The organism is bacterium (genome assembly GCA_024224155.1).
Classification (GTDB): Bacteria; Acidobacteriota; Thermoanaerobaculia; order Multivoradales; family JAHEKO01; genus CALZIK01.
Genome location: JAAENP010000421.1, coordinates 1 through 16,276, shown reverse-complemented (window position 1 = coordinate 16,276; position 16,276 = coordinate 1). Strand labels below are relative to the sequence as shown.

Annotated in this window: 14 protein-coding genes; 10 read left to right on the top strand and 4 right to left on the bottom strand. The window is 64.4% G+C overall.

Annotated features, from left to right (window positions below; translation table 11 throughout):
• The 6 genes from GY769_20890 to GY769_20865 all read left to right on the top strand — a co-directional run.
• Positions 1-225 (top strand): hypothetical protein (locus tag GY769_20890; protein MCP4204376.1); only part of this gene is annotated, 225 nt, incomplete at its 5' end.
• A gap of 22 nt (positions 226-247) precedes the next feature.
• Positions 248-949 (top strand): TVP38/TMEM64 family protein, encoded by a 702-nt coding sequence (locus GY769_20885; GenBank protein MCP4204375.1) that lies wholly within the window; start codon positions 248-250, stop codon positions 947-949.
• A 44-nt stretch (positions 950-993) separates the two neighbouring features.
• Positions 994-1,815 (top strand): ferredoxin--NADP reductase, encoded by an 822-nt coding sequence (locus tag GY769_20880; GenBank protein MCP4204374.1) that lies wholly within the window; start codon positions 994-996, stop codon positions 1,813-1,815.
• A gap of 16 nt (positions 1,816-1,831) precedes the next feature.
• On the top strand, positions 1,832-2,245 hold the full coding sequence (locus tag GY769_20875; GenBank protein MCP4204373.1) for a hypothetical protein: 414 nt from the start codon (positions 1,832-1,834) through the stop codon (positions 2,243-2,245).
• Between the two features lie 9 nt (positions 2,246-2,254).
• Entirely contained in the window at positions 2,255-2,872 is a 618-nt protein-coding gene (locus GY769_20870) for a thioesterase family protein (protein MCP4204372.1), read from the top strand.
• 191 nt (positions 2,873-3,063) lie between these two features.
• Positions 3,064-3,747 carry a hypothetical protein gene (locus GY769_20865; protein MCP4204371.1) on the top strand — a complete coding sequence of 228 codons (684 nt, stop codon included), beginning with the start codon at positions 3,064-3,066 and terminating at the stop codon, positions 3,745-3,747.
• A gap of 241 nt (positions 3,748-3,988) precedes the next feature.
• Here the strand turns inward: GY769_20865 and GY769_20860 are convergent, their stop codons facing one another.
• Positions 3,989-6,457, bottom strand: a complete 2,469-nt coding sequence (locus tag GY769_20860; protein MCP4204370.1) for a hypothetical protein — start codon at positions 6,455-6,457, stop codon at positions 3,989-3,991.
• Between the two features lie 140 nt (positions 6,458-6,597).
• On the opposite strand from GY769_20860, the gene ubiA reads away from it, so the two are divergent.
• Together ubiA and arsB are read left to right on the top strand one after the other, a co-directional pair.
• Complete coding sequence (gene ubiA, locus GY769_20855; GenBank protein MCP4204369.1) at positions 6,598-7,464, top strand: UbiA family prenyltransferase; 867 nt, start codon at positions 6,598-6,600, stop codon at positions 7,462-7,464.
• Between the two features lie 75 nt (positions 7,465-7,539).
• Positions 7,540-8,664, top strand: a complete 1,125-nt coding sequence (gene arsB, locus GY769_20850; protein MCP4204368.1) for an ACR3 family arsenite efflux transporter — start codon at positions 7,540-7,542, stop codon at positions 8,662-8,664.
• A gap of 17 nt (positions 8,665-8,681) precedes the next feature.
• Here arsB and GY769_20845 read toward each other — a convergent pair whose 3' ends face one another.
• A complete protein-coding gene (locus tag GY769_20845; GenBank protein ID MCP4204367.1) occupies positions 8,682-10,703 on the bottom strand; it encodes a CBS domain-containing protein in 2,022 nt (673 codons plus the stop codon).
• A gap of 18 nt (positions 10,704-10,721) precedes the next feature.
• A complete protein-coding gene (locus GY769_20840) occupies positions 10,722-13,046 on the bottom strand; it encodes an SLC13 family permease (protein ID MCP4204366.1) in 2,325 nt (774 codons plus the stop codon).
• Between the two features lie 78 nt (positions 13,047-13,124).
• On the opposite strand from GY769_20840, the gene GY769_20835 reads away from it, so the two are divergent.
• On the top strand, positions 13,125-15,587 hold the full coding sequence (locus tag GY769_20835) for a DUF255 domain-containing protein (protein MCP4204365.1): 2,463 nt from the start codon (positions 13,125-13,127) through the stop codon (positions 15,585-15,587).
• A 60-nt stretch (positions 15,588-15,647) separates the two neighbouring features.
• Positions 15,648-15,827 (top strand): DUF190 domain-containing protein, encoded by a 180-nt coding sequence (locus GY769_20830; GenBank protein ID MCP4204364.1) that lies wholly within the window; start codon positions 15,648-15,650, stop codon positions 15,825-15,827.
• On the opposite strand, the gene GY769_20825 is transcribed toward GY769_20830, so the two are convergent.
• On the bottom strand, positions 15,800-16,276 hold a 477-nt coding region (locus tag GY769_20825; GenBank protein MCP4204363.1), incomplete at its 5' end, for a hypothetical protein. The genes GY769_20830 and GY769_20825 overlap by 28 nt on opposite strands.

The following is a 16,276-nucleotide window of genomic DNA, read 5'->3' as shown; positions in this document are numbered from 1 at the left end:
GCGATCATCCGCGGAGCCGGCTCGGTCAGTGGCCTGACCTCGGCCGCGACGATCTGGTTTCAAGGTGCTCTGGGGATTCTGATCGGATGCAGCTATCCGATCACCGGGATCTTGCTGGCCCTGGTCGTCGTCGCCCTTCTCTCGGTCGTGAGTGGACTGGAGAACTGGTCCGGGAAGCTGATGGAGCGGCGGCGGCGGGGAGCCGAACCGGCCGGAACGGGCTAGAGGTGGTCGTTCAGCAATCTGCATGATTGAAACCGGCGTGCGACCAACAGCCAGACTAGTTCTTCGAGGCTTCGCCATTGCTGGCTTGCTGCTCCTGGTGGTTCTCTTGGAACGACATTTCCACCTGAGTGCGATGTTCAAGGAGGCTCGCATCGAAGATCGTCTTCGGGCCGCTGGTCCCCTTGCGCCGCTGGTCTTCGTCTTCGTCATGGCGGCTACCGTGGTCCTGCCGGTACCGACGTTCCCGCTCGATGTTCTTGCGGGGCGCATCTTCGGTCCTGTGTTGGGCACCCTCTACGCCGCCCTGGGAGCCATGCTGGGTGCGATGGTCAGTTTTCTGCTCGCGCGGTGGCTCGGTCGCGATCTTGTCGCCCGTTTCCTCAAAGGGCACATCAACTTCTGCCGGCAGTGCTCGGACAAGCTCCTGACCAAGGTGGTATTTCTTGCCCGACTGGTGCCGGCCGTGTCCTTCGATGTGGTGAGCTACGGTGCGGGGCTCACCAAGATGTCGTTGCCCCGGTTTGCGCTGGCCAGCTTCCTGGGAATGCTGCCGCTTACCTACGCCTATGCGTCGTTCGGTCCGCTGCTGTCGGTGAGTGCCCCCGTCGCTTGGATAGGCGGCGCGATCGTGGTGGCTCTGCTGTTTCTTCTGCCGCGCTGGATCGAGCGGTACGATCTGCTCGGGCTGCGCCGGTTGTTCCAGCACGGAGAGGTTGAAGGTTGATCAATCATCATGAGGGCTCCGCTCAGGCGGAATAGGAGAAAATGATGAGTGGATTGAAGGAACAGCTCAACGCGATCGTAGCCCAGAGAGTGGAGGTTTCTCCGGGGCTCATCGTCCTTCGCGCGGTGCCTGACGGGTGGGAGCTCCCCGATTTCGAATCGGGCCAGTTCGCCGTTCTAGGCTTGCCGGGGACAGCACGGCGGCACGAGGTCAGTGACCCTGAAGAGGTGCGCGCCAATCCCGAGAAGATCATCAAGCGCGCCTACTCCATCGCCTCGTCATCGGTTGCGAACGAATACATCGAGTTCTACATCGTTCGGGTGTCGTCGGGCGCCTTGACGCCTCGCCTCTTCGCTTTGTCAGTGGGCGACAGGCTGTGGCTCTCTCCAAAGATCAGTGGGCTCTTCACGCTCGACGAGGTGCCGCCGGATCAGCATGTGCTCCTGATTTCCACCGGTACCGGCCTGGCCCCGTACATGAGCATGCTCCGCAGTCACCTTGTTTGTGGTGAGCCTCGACGGTTTGCGGTGATCCACGGAGCACGTCATTCCTGGGATCTGGGCTACCGCTCGGAGCTGATGACCCTGGAGCGTATGTGCTCAAATTTCACCTATATTGCATCGATCAGCCGACCAGAGGAAGAGCCGGCTCCCTGGACCGGCGAGTCCGGTTACATCCAGGACGTGTGGCAACGAGGAGTGCTCGAAGGGAGCTCGGAGTTTCGAGCCTCGCCAGAGGACACGCACGTCTTCCTGTGCGGTAATCCCAGCATGATCGTCACCATGACCAACTTGTTGAATGAGCGAGGCTTCAAGGAGCACAAGCGTAACGACCCCGGCCAGGTTCATGTGGAGCGATACTGGTGAGAGAAGGAGAACCGGTATGAAAGCGATGATCGGCTTCTTCGGGACCCTGCTGGCCCTGCCAAAGCCATGGGTTGCTTGGGTGATGCTATTGATGACGGCGAACATGGTCGTGCCTCTCTTTTACTTGAGAACCCCAGAGGCAAGAGTCGTCCTTGGAGCCGCAGTGTTCGGCGCAATCCTTCAGACAGCGATCTTCTCCGCCAAGGGCTTCGTTCGCCTCTTGGGGATAGGCCACATCGCCTGGGTTCCAATGGTGCTCTGGCTCTGGACTCGCCTCGACGCCGCCCCTGCGGGCAGTCTCTTCAGGTATTGGCTTCTCGCCACCATCGTCCTGGTGAGCCTGTCGCTTCTCATCGACGCCACCGACGTCATCCGCTATCGCAGAGGTGAACGGGAGCCTCAGCTCGGCGGTGCGTTTCATGACTCCTAGGAGAGCGCGGTGAACACCGAGACCGCTGGCACTGAATTCGACCGGGCCGTGGCTCTCCAACGGGTCGACGACGGCCGATGGCAGGCCGAGATCCAAGACGGTTGGGACTTCGTCGGTACGCCCAACGGTGGCTACCTGCTCTCAATCGCCTCGGGAGCGCTCATCGAGCTGACCGGCCGGCCAGACCCTATTACGATCACCGCCCACTACCTGGCGCCGGCGCATCCGGGACCTGCGGAGTTGTACGGGGAACTCGTCAAGGTGGGACGGCGACACGCGACCGCGGGTGCCGCACTTCGTCAGGATGGCCGGATGGTCGCCCAGGTTCTAGGCACCTTCGGCCAACTCTCGGAGTCGTCCCGCTCTGGCATCTGCCACGAAGCGGGATTGCCGGACCTGCCGCCACCGGAGAGCTGTGTCGCCCCGGCTCCCAGTTCGGGCGGCTTCGTGCCACCCCCGATCACCGAGCGAGTCGAGATCCGGCTGCATCCGGCCCCGGGCTGGCTGGGCGAATGGTTCACTACTGACCACATTGCCGGCGGATACCTCGAGGAAGACGGGGTGATCTGGGACGAGGCGGGCGACGTGGTCGCCGTGTCCCGGCAAATGGCCATCCTGCCCCGCTAGCTAGCGATGAAGCCGGCCGGTCTCGGTACTCATGCTCGGATACCCAGAGCTGGGGCGCGCAGACCGACGACGCACTGGACGAACTGCTTGTCCATGTTCTGAAGCGATAGAAGGTCGAAAGCGGCAAGAGTTGCTGGTTATACTCTCGCCAACTCTGCGAAGGGCGCGGGATCGTCAATCTTGGTCTCTGCATGAAGCGGCTTGAAGGCATCGTATCCGAGAGTGGGATCCGAGAGGCGATCTCAGACCTCGAGGAGCTCAGTAGAGAGTCGCCAGTAATCAGTGTCGCCGCGATTCATGTGCTGAAGAACGAGCTCGAATCCGTTGGCGACGACTTCGGAAAGAGACGAGTCATATTCGAGCGGAGCTTCACCCTGCCGGGTGGCGACCGGAACCGCCCGGGATCGGGGTCTTGGAAGCGGTCTCTGCGCCGCTGGGGGGCCTGGTTGAGTGGCGGCGGCGCAGAGCTGTTTCGCGACGACTGCGACCGCTGCTTCTGGGAGCGGATGGTCCCCTCCATCACGGCTGAGTTCGGAGCTCTCGCCGATCCCTTCATGAATACGATCAACGAGGTCATCATCAACTACGCCGAGTACTCGTTCAAGGAGTGGGCGCTGTGGCGTAGGGTCAGCGCACAGATTTTTCTGACCGACGGCGAGCTCGCCTATGGAATTGTCCGCCCTCATGGGCTGCGCCAGCGTATCTTCGACCCGCTCGCCCTGAAGGAGAAGAAGGCGGAGACCTTGCGAGACATGAGGCGGGGTTGGGGGCACACTCTCCTTATGGGGCGAGCTCTTTTCATCAGTTTCGATCACTCGCCCAAACGGCGGGGCATGATGATCGTCGTCGGTCCCGACCTACCGGCTGACAGTTAAGTCGAGCTGTCGGCCCCGCGCCGCCTCAACTGCCGACGGCTCGCCTTTCAGAATGTTGAGTACGCCAGCCAGCTGAATTGACGAGCGGTGATCTTGGTTCGGGTGCCCGAATCGAGTTGAGCGTTTACAGTGGCCATGTCTCGTTCTCCGAGTGAATAGTCGATCCCCAAGCCGGCTGCGAATCCATTCGCTGCCGACCAGACCACGGACCTCGATGGGATTGAGCGAAATCCACATTGCATCAATTATTTGTCACCGGCGGCCGGCCGCGAGCGGAAGCGAGACCGTCGTACTCGTCGCCGAAGAAGCTCCGACGAACAACGACGTCGATCGTGTCGCCTGTCTGTATGGCGGCCTCCCAGTGCCGGGCGGGGAAGTCGACCGGTTCTTCCAGCCCCGAGAGCCGCACTCTCATGCCTCGCCGGGTCCAATGGAGGTCTCCTCCCGAGTCCTGGTATCGAACGGCCGAGGTGACGGTAACGCCGGTGAGCTCCATCTTGGGTTGTCGCCACTCCCAAAGCCGGGCGAAGGCGCCCAAGAGGAGGATACTCGCCACCATGACCGCTGTCAGGATTCCGGTGACCCACCGGAACGGTCTCACGCGCAGGCCTCGGGCCACGGAGACCGGTAGGTTGAAGAACAGATCGAACACGCCGTGCTCGAGCAGGGCGCCGCTTTCGCCGAAAACGGGCACGAGGTGTGTAATCCGTCTGGTCCAGCGGCCCGCGAGGAAGCGGGCCAGGGCCGGGTTGTGGGCCACCATTTGGAGCGGGAAAGCCAGGTAGCCGATGACGTGCAGAAACGAGACCGGAGCAGCGATGTAGTAGCTGCGCAGGTCTCGTTCCCGAATCATGAGGAAGAGAACAAACAGGCCCCGGGCGATCGAGCCCGGAGAAATCGGAAGAAGTTGGATTGCGGCGGCCGCGGCAGCAGCATAGGCCATGCTTTCGGGCCAGCTCAGGTCGCGGTATACGAGGCAGTAGGAGGCGACCGCGACTCCGGCGAGGACCATCACGACCTGGGTCACCGGCACAGTGCAGATGTGGACCGCCAGACAGCGCAAGTACTTCTGAATGAAAGGGTCCTTGATCTGACCTTCGATCTTCGCCGTCTCGGCATCGCTCAGCATGCCCTCCTCGTTGCCCAGTCGCACCTGCTCGAGGAGGACCTCCTCACGAAAAGCGGGTTGGCGCAAGAAGCGAAACGCAAACCGGAAGCTGGAACGGATCTGCGCCCAGGCCGAGGCCGGGTCGGCGAGGCTGCGATGCCAGGCGGCCGGCAGCCAGCCGAAGAGGATCCGCTCCATCCAGAAGCGCAGGGGCTTGTCGACGAGCCTCTGAGCCCGAAAGGCAGCGATGCGCCCTCCGCGGGTCCACTGGCTGAGCGCCTCGATCCGTAGCCCGCGCATTGCCCTGACAAGATAGTCGGGGCTTGTCAGACATCTCTTGGCGTGGCGGCGCCTCTCCGCGCTTCCCCAGAGGCCGGTGATCCAAGCTCCGAGAAAGGGCACCAGGGACAGCAGGTAGAGAGTCGCAAACGGGCCGCGTCCGCTTCGCAAGCGCTCCTCGTGCCGCTCATCCAGCCGGCCGAGACTCCTCCAGGCAGTGATGGTCGCGCTCTTGATCGAGGCGCGCAGTTCGCGATTCGTCAGTAGGCGCAGATGGTGGCCCGTCAGGTCGGGCTGAGACGATCGATAGGCCGCGTCCTGCCGCTCCAGCTCTTCGATGGCCGGCGCCAAGTCGTCGAAGCCGCCGTTGGCTTCTGCGAACCGGCGCAGGCGGGACGGATCGCAGCGGTCGAACTGCACCAGCCGCCCCCTCACGAGGCCGCGCAGAATGAGCCAGGGGTCGACGGGGCTCATCGGCAGCAGTGGCAGCAGGGTGAGGCCGGCGCGAAAGTCGACCGCGGTCAAGCCGGCGCTGGGCGAGCCTTCCGCCCCGATGCGTTTGAGCACGTTCGGTTGGCTCTTGCAGGTCCACCATTCGTACTGCCGCGCCAGCTCGGAGGCGCCGATCTCGTGGAGCAGATCGACCAACCGGCGCATGAACAGCTTCTTGTGAACATACTCGGGGCAGTTGTGGTCAGGGGGCGGTGAGCCGTCAAACCGCCATCGAGACAACAGCCGGTCGTCGGCCTCGAACTTCCAGATCCGCCCATCGATCCATTCGTTGATCTCGCCGAAGCTGTGGAGCCGGTCGTCGAAGAGGGTGGCGTAGGTATCGCAGACCGCCTCGCCGTCGCCCAGCCTCACGGCGACCGCTCGCTGGATGAGCTTTTGCCAGAGCACCCCTGTTCGGACGGCCTGTGGCAGGACCTGGGCACTGAAAGGACACTGGTAGCCGGCGAAGTAGAGCAGGTTGCGGAAAAGCCGGGCGAAACCCGAGCACGGGCTCAGGATCTTGATCGCGTAGTGCCGTCCGACTTCGAGGCCGTCGATCGGACCCTCTTGGGAAGTGATGTCCAGCAACCGGATCCGATACACCTGGCCTGCGAAACCGCCGCCGACGAAGCTCTCGACCTCGGCCGAGATCTTCGCCGTGTGCGCTGGCACGACGCCGGTAACCTGGTACTCGAGCCGGTCACCCGGATCGTAGGCGCTCCGTCGAAACGGGCGCAAGAGCCGGCAATCGGCAAAGGACCTTTCCAGCGCTTCACGGGCGCTTCGAGGATCCTCCGGTGCGGAGGGTCTGAGGGTCTCGGCTTTCGGCACCAACAATCTTTCCCTGGGTGAGCACTGGCTGAGGGGTCAACAGATTACGCGGAAGAATCTCAAGAAAGCAAACATCGAGAGCAAAGGCTGAAGGCTCAGATTCGGATTTGGTCCGAGTTTCTAGCTACACTTGCCGCACAGTGAAAGCTCTGGCAAGTTTGCGAACCGTGCTCGAAATGATCAAGTTCGAGCACACGCTCTTTGCTCTCCCTTTTGCCTTCTTGGGAATGACGTTGGCCGCGGAAGGCTGGCCGGACTGGCGGATCGTGGGTTGGATCGTGGTCGCGATGGTGGGTGCGAGAAGCAGCGCGATGGCCTTCAACCGGCTCGTCGATCGGAAGATCGACTCCGCCAATCCCAGGACCGCTGACCGGGCGCTGCCGTCGGGCACGGTGAGTCCGGTATTCGTCTCGGTGTTCGTACTGGCGAGCATCGGGGTCTTTCTTCTTGCAGCCTGGCGGCTCAATCCGATGACCTTGAAGCTGTCCCTGGTCGCCCTGCCGGTTCTGCTGGGTTATTCCTATACGAAGCGCTTTACGGCGCTGTCTCACCTGGTACTCGGTCTGGCGCTGGCCGGAGCGCCTCTGGGTGCGTGGGTCGCGGTGCGGGGGTCGTTCGCCGCGGCGCCGGTGATTCTCGCCGGCGTGGTTCTTCTGTGGGTTGCCGGCTTCGACGTGCTCTATGCGCTCCAGGACTTGGAGTTCGACCGTAGGAGTAGTCTGCATTCGATCCCGGCGAGGTTGGGCGAAACCGGAGCCCTGTGGGCTTCGGGAGCCTTTCATCTGGGAATGTTGGTCCTCTTGGTGCTGCTGCCGCGGTTCTACGAACCGGGGCTGGGGTCGGCCTACTGGGTCGGCGTCGCGGGGTGCGCGGCTCTGCTTGCCTACCAGCACTGGATTGTTCGCCCGGGGAATCTGTCCCGCCTGAACGCCGCCTTCTTTCTGGCGAACGGACTTCTTGCGACCTGGCTGTTCCTGGTGACCGCGGCCGACCTCTTGCTGAGCTAGCTCGCTCGGCGGTCGGTTCCGAGCAGTCCGGATCGGTCCTTGACACGCAGGGCCGCTTCTCTCAACCTCGCGGCTATGGAGACAAAGAGCCGGGGCGTCGCCAAACGCTTGTCATTGCTCGACCGCTACCTGACGGTCTGGATCTTCCTCGCCATGGGAGTGGGAGTGACCTTGGGCGCCATGTGGTCAGGGGTTGCCGACTTCTGGGGTCGGTTCTCTGTCGGTACCACCAACCTGCCGATCGCCTTTGGTCTGATCCTCATGATGTACCCGCCGCTGGCCAAGGTGCGCTACGAGGAGATGCCTGACGTCTTTCGCAACTGGCGGGTGCTGGGTCTATCACTGATCCAGAACTGGGTGATCGGGCCGATCCTGATGTTCGCGCTGGCGATTGTCTTTCTCCGCGACCAGCCCGAGTACATGGTCGGCCTCATCTTGATCGGCCTGGCGCGTTGCATCGCGATGGTGATCGTCTGGAACGAGTTGGCCAAGGGGGACTCAGAGTACGCGGCGGGGCTGGTGGCCTTCAACAGCGTCTTTCAGGTTCTCTTCTACAGCGTCTACGCCTGGATCTTCGTCACCAAGCTGCCGCCGCTGTTCGGACTGAGCGGCTCGGTGGTCGATATCAGCATGGGCCAGATTGCCGAGAGTGTCTTCATCTACCTGGGTATCCCGTTCCTTGCCGGCATGCTGACGCGCCTGGTTCTGGTCAAGAGCAAGGACAGGGAATGGTACGAGCGGGTGTTCATTCCGAAGATCTCGCCGATTACGCTGGTCGCGTTGCTGTTCACGATTCTGGTGATGTTCAGCCTGAAGGGCGACCGGATCGTCAGAATCCCGGGTGATGTTCTGCGCATCGCCGTGCCTCTGCTGATCTACTTCGTGCTGATGTTCCTGATCAGTTTCTGGCTGGGGCGCAAGATCGGCGCCGACTACAGCAAGACGGCGACGCTGTCCTTTACGGCCGCGTCGAACAACTTCGAGCTCGCGATCGCGGTGGCGGTCGCCGTCTTCGGGATCGGCTCGGGTGTGGCCTTCGCTGCGGTCATCGGTCCACTGGTCGAGGTTCCGGTGCTGATCGGCCTGGTGAACGTGGCCCTGTTCTTTCAACGGCGCTACTTCGGCGATGAGGCGCGCGAGGCCGGCGCGTTGGCGGCGGTCGGTGCCGAGGCCTGCCGAACTTCCGGCGAGCAGCCCTAGAACCCGAGGACCAGCAGCTAGCCCACGAGCAGGCGACGGGCCTCCGATATCGAGCTCTGCTGGGCGACCAGGGTGACGACGTCACCGGGCTCGAGTTTCGTGCTGCCTCTCACGACACGCTGGCGGTCGCCACGGCGGAGCGATACGATCAAGCAGTCCTCGGGCAGGGTGATCTCGCGTACGGCGTGGCCCGCCACGGGTGAGTCGTCTCGGATGTGGACCTGCACCAGGCTCAGGTCCTCGACCTGGCCGAGGCCGAGCTCCTCGGCGCGTTGCAGGTCCTGGCCGCGCCTGGACAGAGCGTGGTTGTAGGCGCGGACGATGTCGTTGCGGCGTACGACGCCGATGGGGCGTTTGGATCCACGCTCGACGACCGGCAAGCGGTTGACATCGCGAACGCCGAGGCGGCGAAGAGCCGTTCCCATCGACTCGTCCGGGTAGGCGACGAGGATCTCGCCCGAGGTGGCAATATCGGCCACCCGCGCGCCTTCCGTTCGGGCGGCCGCGACCGACCGATCGAGGTCGGAGATGCTCACCATCCCGGTGAGCTCGCCGGCGTCGTCGATCACGGGGAAAGACTGAACGCGCCGGCGCGCGAACTCCTCGGCCAACTGGTTCAGCGGGGTCGCTTCGTCGACCGTACCGAAGTCGGTGGTCATGATCTCGGCAACGGAAACGGTTTGCAGGACGTCTACGTCCCGGCCCTTCTCGAGGCGGACGCCGCGGCGGCTGAGCTTGAGGGTGTAGATCGACTCCCGGCTCAAGAGCGTCGACAGGAGGGTGCTGACGACGGTCGCGAGCATAAGCGGCAGGATGATCTCGTAGTCGCCGGTCATCTCGAACAGGATGAGGATCGCGGTCACGGGTGCGTGAGCGGCACCGCTGAAAAACGCCGCCATGCCGACTAATGCGTAGGCGCCCGGGGGCGCGGCGATGGCGGGAAAGTAGGCGTTGGCCAGACTACCGAAGGACGCTCCCAGCATGGAGCCCATGAACAGGGACGGGGCGAAGACGCCTCCGGATCCACCGGAGCCCAGCGTGATCCAGGTGGCCAGCATCTTGAGCAGCAGCAGGGCTGCCGTCACTTGAAGAGCCAGGTTACCGAGCAGCGCGTCCGAGATGGTGTCGTAGCCGACGCCGAAGATGCGCGGGAAGCCATCCACCTGAAAGCTCAGGATGCCGATTGCGCCGAGCAGGACCCCGCCGATGGCGGGCCTGATCCACTCGGCGCCGCGCAGACGATCCCACAGGTCCTCCATCACGTAGAGGCCGCGGCTGAAGCCGACCGCTAGCAGGGCGGCGAGAACTCCCAGCAAGGCGTAGAGCAACAGCTCCCAGGGGCTGCGCAGAGCGTATTCGGGGACGTCGAAGGCCCGCACCTCGCTGGTGAAAGCCTGGGCGATGACGTCGGCGACCACCGCCGAGATGACCACCGCGCCGAAATAGAGACTGTGGAACCGACCCAGAATCACCTCGATGGCGAAGATGGCGCCCGCGATCGGGGCGTTGAAAGTGGCCGCGATGCCACCTGCGGCGCCGCAAGCCACCAGGCTTCGGATGCGCTCGTCGGAGAAGTTCAGTGCTTGCCCGAGAGTCGATCCGATGGCCGATCCGACCTGGACAATGGGGCCTTCTCTGCCCACCGAGCCACCCGAGCCGATGCACACACCCGAAGCCAGTGCCTTGACCAGGGCCACGCGCGGCCGGATACGACCGCCCCGCAGGGCGACGGCCTCCATCACTTCGGGCACGCCGTGACCCCGGGCCTCGCGGGCCCAGAAGTAGACCAGCGGCCCGACGATGAGGCCGCCGAGCGCGGGGACGAGCAGGAGCCTGCCCCAGCCGAGCTGCCCCGAGACGGCGGACTCGTAGCCGATCGAACGGATCGCCCCGATGAACCACCGGAACACCGCCGCGCCGAGACCGGCTCCAACTCCGACCAGAATGGCGGTGGCGAACGTTATGGCGGAGTTCGACACCTCGCGCCGATCGAGCCAGCGGGCGAAGCCGGTTCGGAGTTTGCGCCAGGCAGAGACCATGTGAAGCGCCGGCGAAGCCTAGAAGGGAAAGAACACCGGCACCAGCAGCGTCAAGAGGATGAAGAGGAAGATCGTGAGCGGCGTTCCCACCTTCAGATAGTCAGAGGAGCGATAGCCGCCGGCGCCCATGACCAGGAGGTTGGCTTTGTGGCTGAAGGGGGTCATGAAGGCGGCGGAGGCCGCCAGGCTCACACCCATCATCAGCGGGTAGGGACTCAAGTCGAGGCGCTCGGCCATCTCGATCACGACCGGGGCCAGCAGGACGACCGCCGGGGCACCGTCGAGCCCTTGGCTCAGCAGGCTGGCCAGCGCAATGAGCGCTCCCAGCACGAAGTAGGGCCCGAGGGGACCGGCGGTGCCGGCTACCGTGTCGGCCAGGAAATTCGCCGCGCCGGTACGTTCCATCGCGAATCCGACCGGCAGCACCGCGGCAACCAGAAAGATGGCGCGCCACTCGATGACGCGATAGGCCTCCGGCATGGTGAGCGCGCCGGCCAGGATCACGAGCGACGCCGCGGTGAACGCGGCGACGTGGATCGGCTGAAAGCCCGTCGCCACCAGGCCGATCATGAGCACCAGGCCGCCCAGTGCGAACGATGCCTTGTGGCTGCGCCGGGGTGCCTGGTCGGCTTGCGAGAGAACCAGGAAATCCGTTTCCGAGGCCAGCAGGCGGATCTTCTCGCGCGGCCCATGTAAGAGCAGAGCGTCGCCGAATCGCAGAGCGACTTCGGTGAGGTCGGCGTGGATGGGCCGGCCTCCGCGCCAGAGCGCCAGCGCTAAGAGACCGTACCGGCTCCGGAAATCGAGATCGCGCAGGGTCCGCCCCTCCGCCCGCGAACGGGGGGCGATCGCCACCTCTACCATCGTGTCGCTCTTGAGGGTCGAGTCGGGAGCGGTTTTGGCAATCTCGACGCCTCCGAGATCGGCCAGGGTGTCGACTTGTGCAGCGTCGGCTGTGAGCAGAAGACGATCCCCGGCGTTGATGATCTCGTCCGCGGGAACTGCGAGCCGCATTTCATCGTCGCGGATGATGCCGAGAACGGTGAGGCCTACGAGCTCCCCCAGCCGGCTCCGGCCCAGGGTCGAGCCCACCAGATCGGAGGAAACCGACACTGCGAGGACACAGAGCTCGTCCTGGAGCTCTTGGAGAGCCCCGATCCCGGTGTCGACGACCTCGAAGTCGGGCTCTTCGGCAAAGCGCTCGAGCAGTTGCTCGCTTCCAAGACCCAGGATCTGGTCCCCTGGTTGCAGAGTCCGCCCGGCGAGGCGGTCGCGAAACAGCTGGTTGCCGCGGCCGACGGCGGCGACCGCGATACCGAAGCGTTTCCGGAATCCCAGCTCACCGAGCGTCTTGCCCGCTACGCTGGCACCCGATCTGACGAGCGCCCGGATCCCACCGACGCCGGGCGGCACATTCGGCAATTGGCGTGCCGGTATGGACTGCACCTCGACTCCCTGCAGCTTGAGCAGCTCGGCGACGCGCGCGGCCTCGCCGTCCACGACCAGAACGTCGCCACCCCGAAGCTCGGTGCCGCCCTCCGGCTCGAACCGTCGACTCCCGCGTTGAATCGAAACCACCTTGACTCCGAGCATGTTGCCGAGCCGGGTCTCGGCCAGGGTTTTGCCGTCGAGAGGCGAGCTCTGGGGTAGGCGAAGCGAGAAAATCCGGTCCTCGAGCTGATAGACCTGCATGAGGTCGTCCGACCGGGGCGCGGTCAGCCCGCTTTTCTCCCGGGTCGGCAGCAGCTTGCGGCCGATGGTGAGCATGTAGATCACGCCCAGAAACAGGATCGCCGCACCGAGCGGCGTGAAATCGAACAGCTTGAACGGCTCCAGCCCTCGGTCGCTCAACATCTGCCCGGCCAGGATGTTGGGTGGCGTGCCCACCAGGGTCGTGGTGCCGCCCAGGATGGCGCCAAAGGCCAGGGGCATGAAAAGGCGTGAAGGCGCCAGCCCGGCGCGCGGCGCGAGAGTGGCCACGGCCGGCATCAAGACGGCGGTGGCGGCGATGTTGTTCATGAACGCGGAGAGAACTCCGGCGACCACCATCAGCGTCACGATCAATCGGATCTCGCTGTCACCGACCAGGCGGTGGATATGAGCTGCGATCAGGTCCGCGACTCCGGTCTCCAGAAGCGCGGCGCCGAGAATGAAAACCGACAGCATGGTGATGACGGCCGGCGACGAGAAGCCCTGGAAGGCCTCCGCCGGCGTGACGTAGCCGGCGAAGACCAAGACCACGAGTCCCAGGAAGGCCGTCAAGTCGACCGGCAGTTTCTCGGTCAGAAAGAGATACACCATCGCCGCGAGGAGAGCGAACAGGGCTGCGATTTGGAGCGTCACGTCGGTGATCTTAGTCGTTTGGGCCGCCGCGTCGAAGTCGGCTGTCGCGACCTTCCCGCCATCGGGTATCGTACCGGCGTGGTTGAGTTCCGGAGGTCTCTATATATCGCGGTGATCCTGGCCTTGGTGCTCGGTCCGAGCAGCGGAGCCCTTTCGCCGGCCGAGAATCCGGATGGAGCGGGAGGGGAGACTCCGCCCGGAGCGGCTCCACTCTCGGCGGAGTTGGCGGCTCGGCTCTGGTCGGCCTACGAAGCCCAGGAAGCCGAGTACACACCGCGAACGGAGCACCTGAGAGCCGACGGCACGCCGGTCTACGTGAACCGGCTCATTCTCGAGAGCTCACCGTACCTCTTGCAGCATGCGCACAATCCGGTCGACTGGTATCCATGGGGGCCGGAGGCATTCGAGGCCGCTCGCAGAGACGGCAAGCCGATTTTTCTCTCGATCGGCTATTCCACCTGCCACTGGTGCCATGTGATGGAGAGAGGGAGCTTCGACGACGAAGAGACCGCGCGCCTGATGAACCAGTGGTTCGTGAGTATCAAAGTCGATCGCGAACAGCGTCCCGACGTCGACCAGGTCTACATGACCGCGGTCCAGCTGATCACGGGGCAGGGCGGTTGGCCGATGTCGAGCCTTCTCACGAGTGACGGCAAGCCGTTCTTCGGCGGCACCTACTTCCCGCAGGACTCGTTCCGAGAGCTGCTCCGGAAGGTCGCCGACGCTTGGCGGGATCAGCGCCCTCTCCTGGTCCGACAGGCCGAAGAGGTCGCCGACCGGGTTGCGCTCTTCAGTGCCACCTCGGGCGAGGTCGTTGACGTGGGAAGTGGGGTCGTGACCGAGGCGGTCAGGCAGAGTCTGGGTCGCCACGACGACAGTAGGGGAGGCTTTTCACCCGCGCCCAAGTTTCCGCACGAATCCGAGCTGCTGTTTTTGCTCGAGCGCGCGTCGCGGTCGGGTGACCGTGAGACGCTTCGCGCCGTCGAGCTCACGCTCGACCGGATGGCGCGAGGTGGAATCCACGATCAGATCGGCGGCGGGTTTCACCGCTACTCGACGGACTCCGAGTGGCTGGTTCCGCACTTCGAGAAGATGCTCTACAACCAGGCCCATCTGGCGCGCGCCTATCTGGAGGCCGCGAGGATCACGGGCAACGGATTCTTCGAACGGGTGGCGCGGCAGTCCCTGGACTACGTGCTGCGCGACATGACGTCTCCCGCGGGGGCCTTCTTCTCGGCGACCGATGCCGACAGTGAGGGTCGGGAAGGCGAGTTCTTCGTCTGGACGCCCCGGCAGATTCGGGAGGCGCTGCCTGCGGCCGACGCCGATCTGGCGATTCGCGTATTCGGCGTCACCGACCGGGGCAACTTCGAGGGCAAGAACATCCTGCACCTGCCGGCGACTCTCTCCGAAGCCGCGGGCGCGAGCGAGATGCCTCTGTCGGATCTGCTGGCTCGCCTAGACCGTATCCGCGAGCGGCTCTATGAGGCACGAGAGCAGCGAGTGCATCCGCTGCGCGACGAGAAGATCGTCACCGCCTGGAACGCGATGATGATCACCAGTCTGGCCCGGGCAGGCGACGCTCTTCGCGACGAGCGCTACCTCGAGGCCGCCCGCCGGGCCGCCGAGTTCCTCTGGCAGAACAACCGGCGCCGAGGGGGACGCTTGTGGCGCGCGCATCTGGCGGGAACCTCCTCGGTGGAGGCGAGCCAAAACGACTACGCTTATCTCCTCGAAGCCCTGGTCACCCTCTACGACGTCACCGGCGAGTCGTCGTACCTGGAACGAGCCGCTGGAATCGCGGACGCCATGGACTCCCACTTTTGGGACGACGTTGGGGGTGGCTTCTTCATGAGCGAGGACGATCATGGCGGGCGGCTTCCGGTCCGGCCGAAGAGCCTGGGTGATGGCGCGATCCCCTCCGGCAACTCTGTGGCGGTGCGGGCTCTCGCAATGCTCTCGGCTCGTACCGGTCGTCTCTCCTACCGGCAGAAGGCGGAAAGTACGGTGGCTGCCTTCTCGAAGTCGATTCGGCGTCAGCCCACGGGCTTTGCCTACCTGCTCCTAGGTGTCGACGAGCTGCTTCACGGGGCCGTCGGTGCGCTCGAGTACGGTGCCGGCGGCGTCGTGCGGGTGGCGGCATCTTGGGATGCCGTCCGGAGTTCCGGCGCCAGCTCTTCGTACAGCCTCGCGGTTCGACTCGAGATCGCCGACGGCTGGCACGTGAACTCGAATCGGCCGTTGCAGGATCATCTGGTCCCGACCCGGTTGATCGCCACCGGCGACGGGCTGAAGCTCGAAGACATCGACTACCCCGCCGCCGAAGTGGTCACGCTGGGATTTCAGGACGAGCCGCTGTCCGTGTTTCAGGGCTCGTTCGAGATCTCGGCCGGTCTGGAGACCCTCGGCACCGGTGAGCTCGGTAGGGCCGGGGAATCCGGCGGGGTTCGGGTAGAGCTCACGCTTCAGGCCTGTGATGATGAGAGGTGTTTGAGGCCCGAAACGCTCGCCCTGGAGCTGCCGGTCCCAGGACGGCGCTGAAGCGAGCGACCGGCTTCGAGTTGGACTCGATTCGCTGCCGGGCTCGGCGCTCGCAGCCGCCTGCACACGGCGAAGATCCTGCGCTTGTCCTCGGACCTTCCGATCGTGGTGGAGATTGTCGACACGATCGAGAAGATCGAGTCCTTCCTCCCGGTCATAGACGAGGCCGCCACCGAGGGCCTGGCGACCGTAGAGAAGGTCGACGTGCGCTTCTATCGGGGCGGCTCGGGCGGAGCCTGACCGCTCGACCACCCGAAGCGGTCGAGCGGCCCTATTGCCGGAAGCAACGAGACCGTCCGACCCGGCGCGGGAGGGTCGAACGGGACGAAACGTCCATCTTGCCATCGCACCCAGCGCATGGAGTCGTCTTCGAGCGGCTTCGGGAAGCGATAGAGCAGCGTGCCGGGTGAGCCGTCGCCGGCCAGCGACAGGACCTCGATCTCAAAATCACTGAGGCTAACGGTCTGACCGGGCTCGAGCGGATTCTCCGGGTCGCGAAACAGGCGGCCCAGCGGGCCGGCGAACAGGCCCCGTTCAAGCGCTACCCGCAGAGCCAGCTCGCCCGATCGCGACAGCGTGATAGGCGTCGGTCCTGTCGATAGTGCCAGGAGTCGCCGCGGGATCGGGCGGCCTTCCAGGGCCTGCAGGGTCGGGAGGTTGGTCACGAACAACAAGTAGTCGGGGGCGTT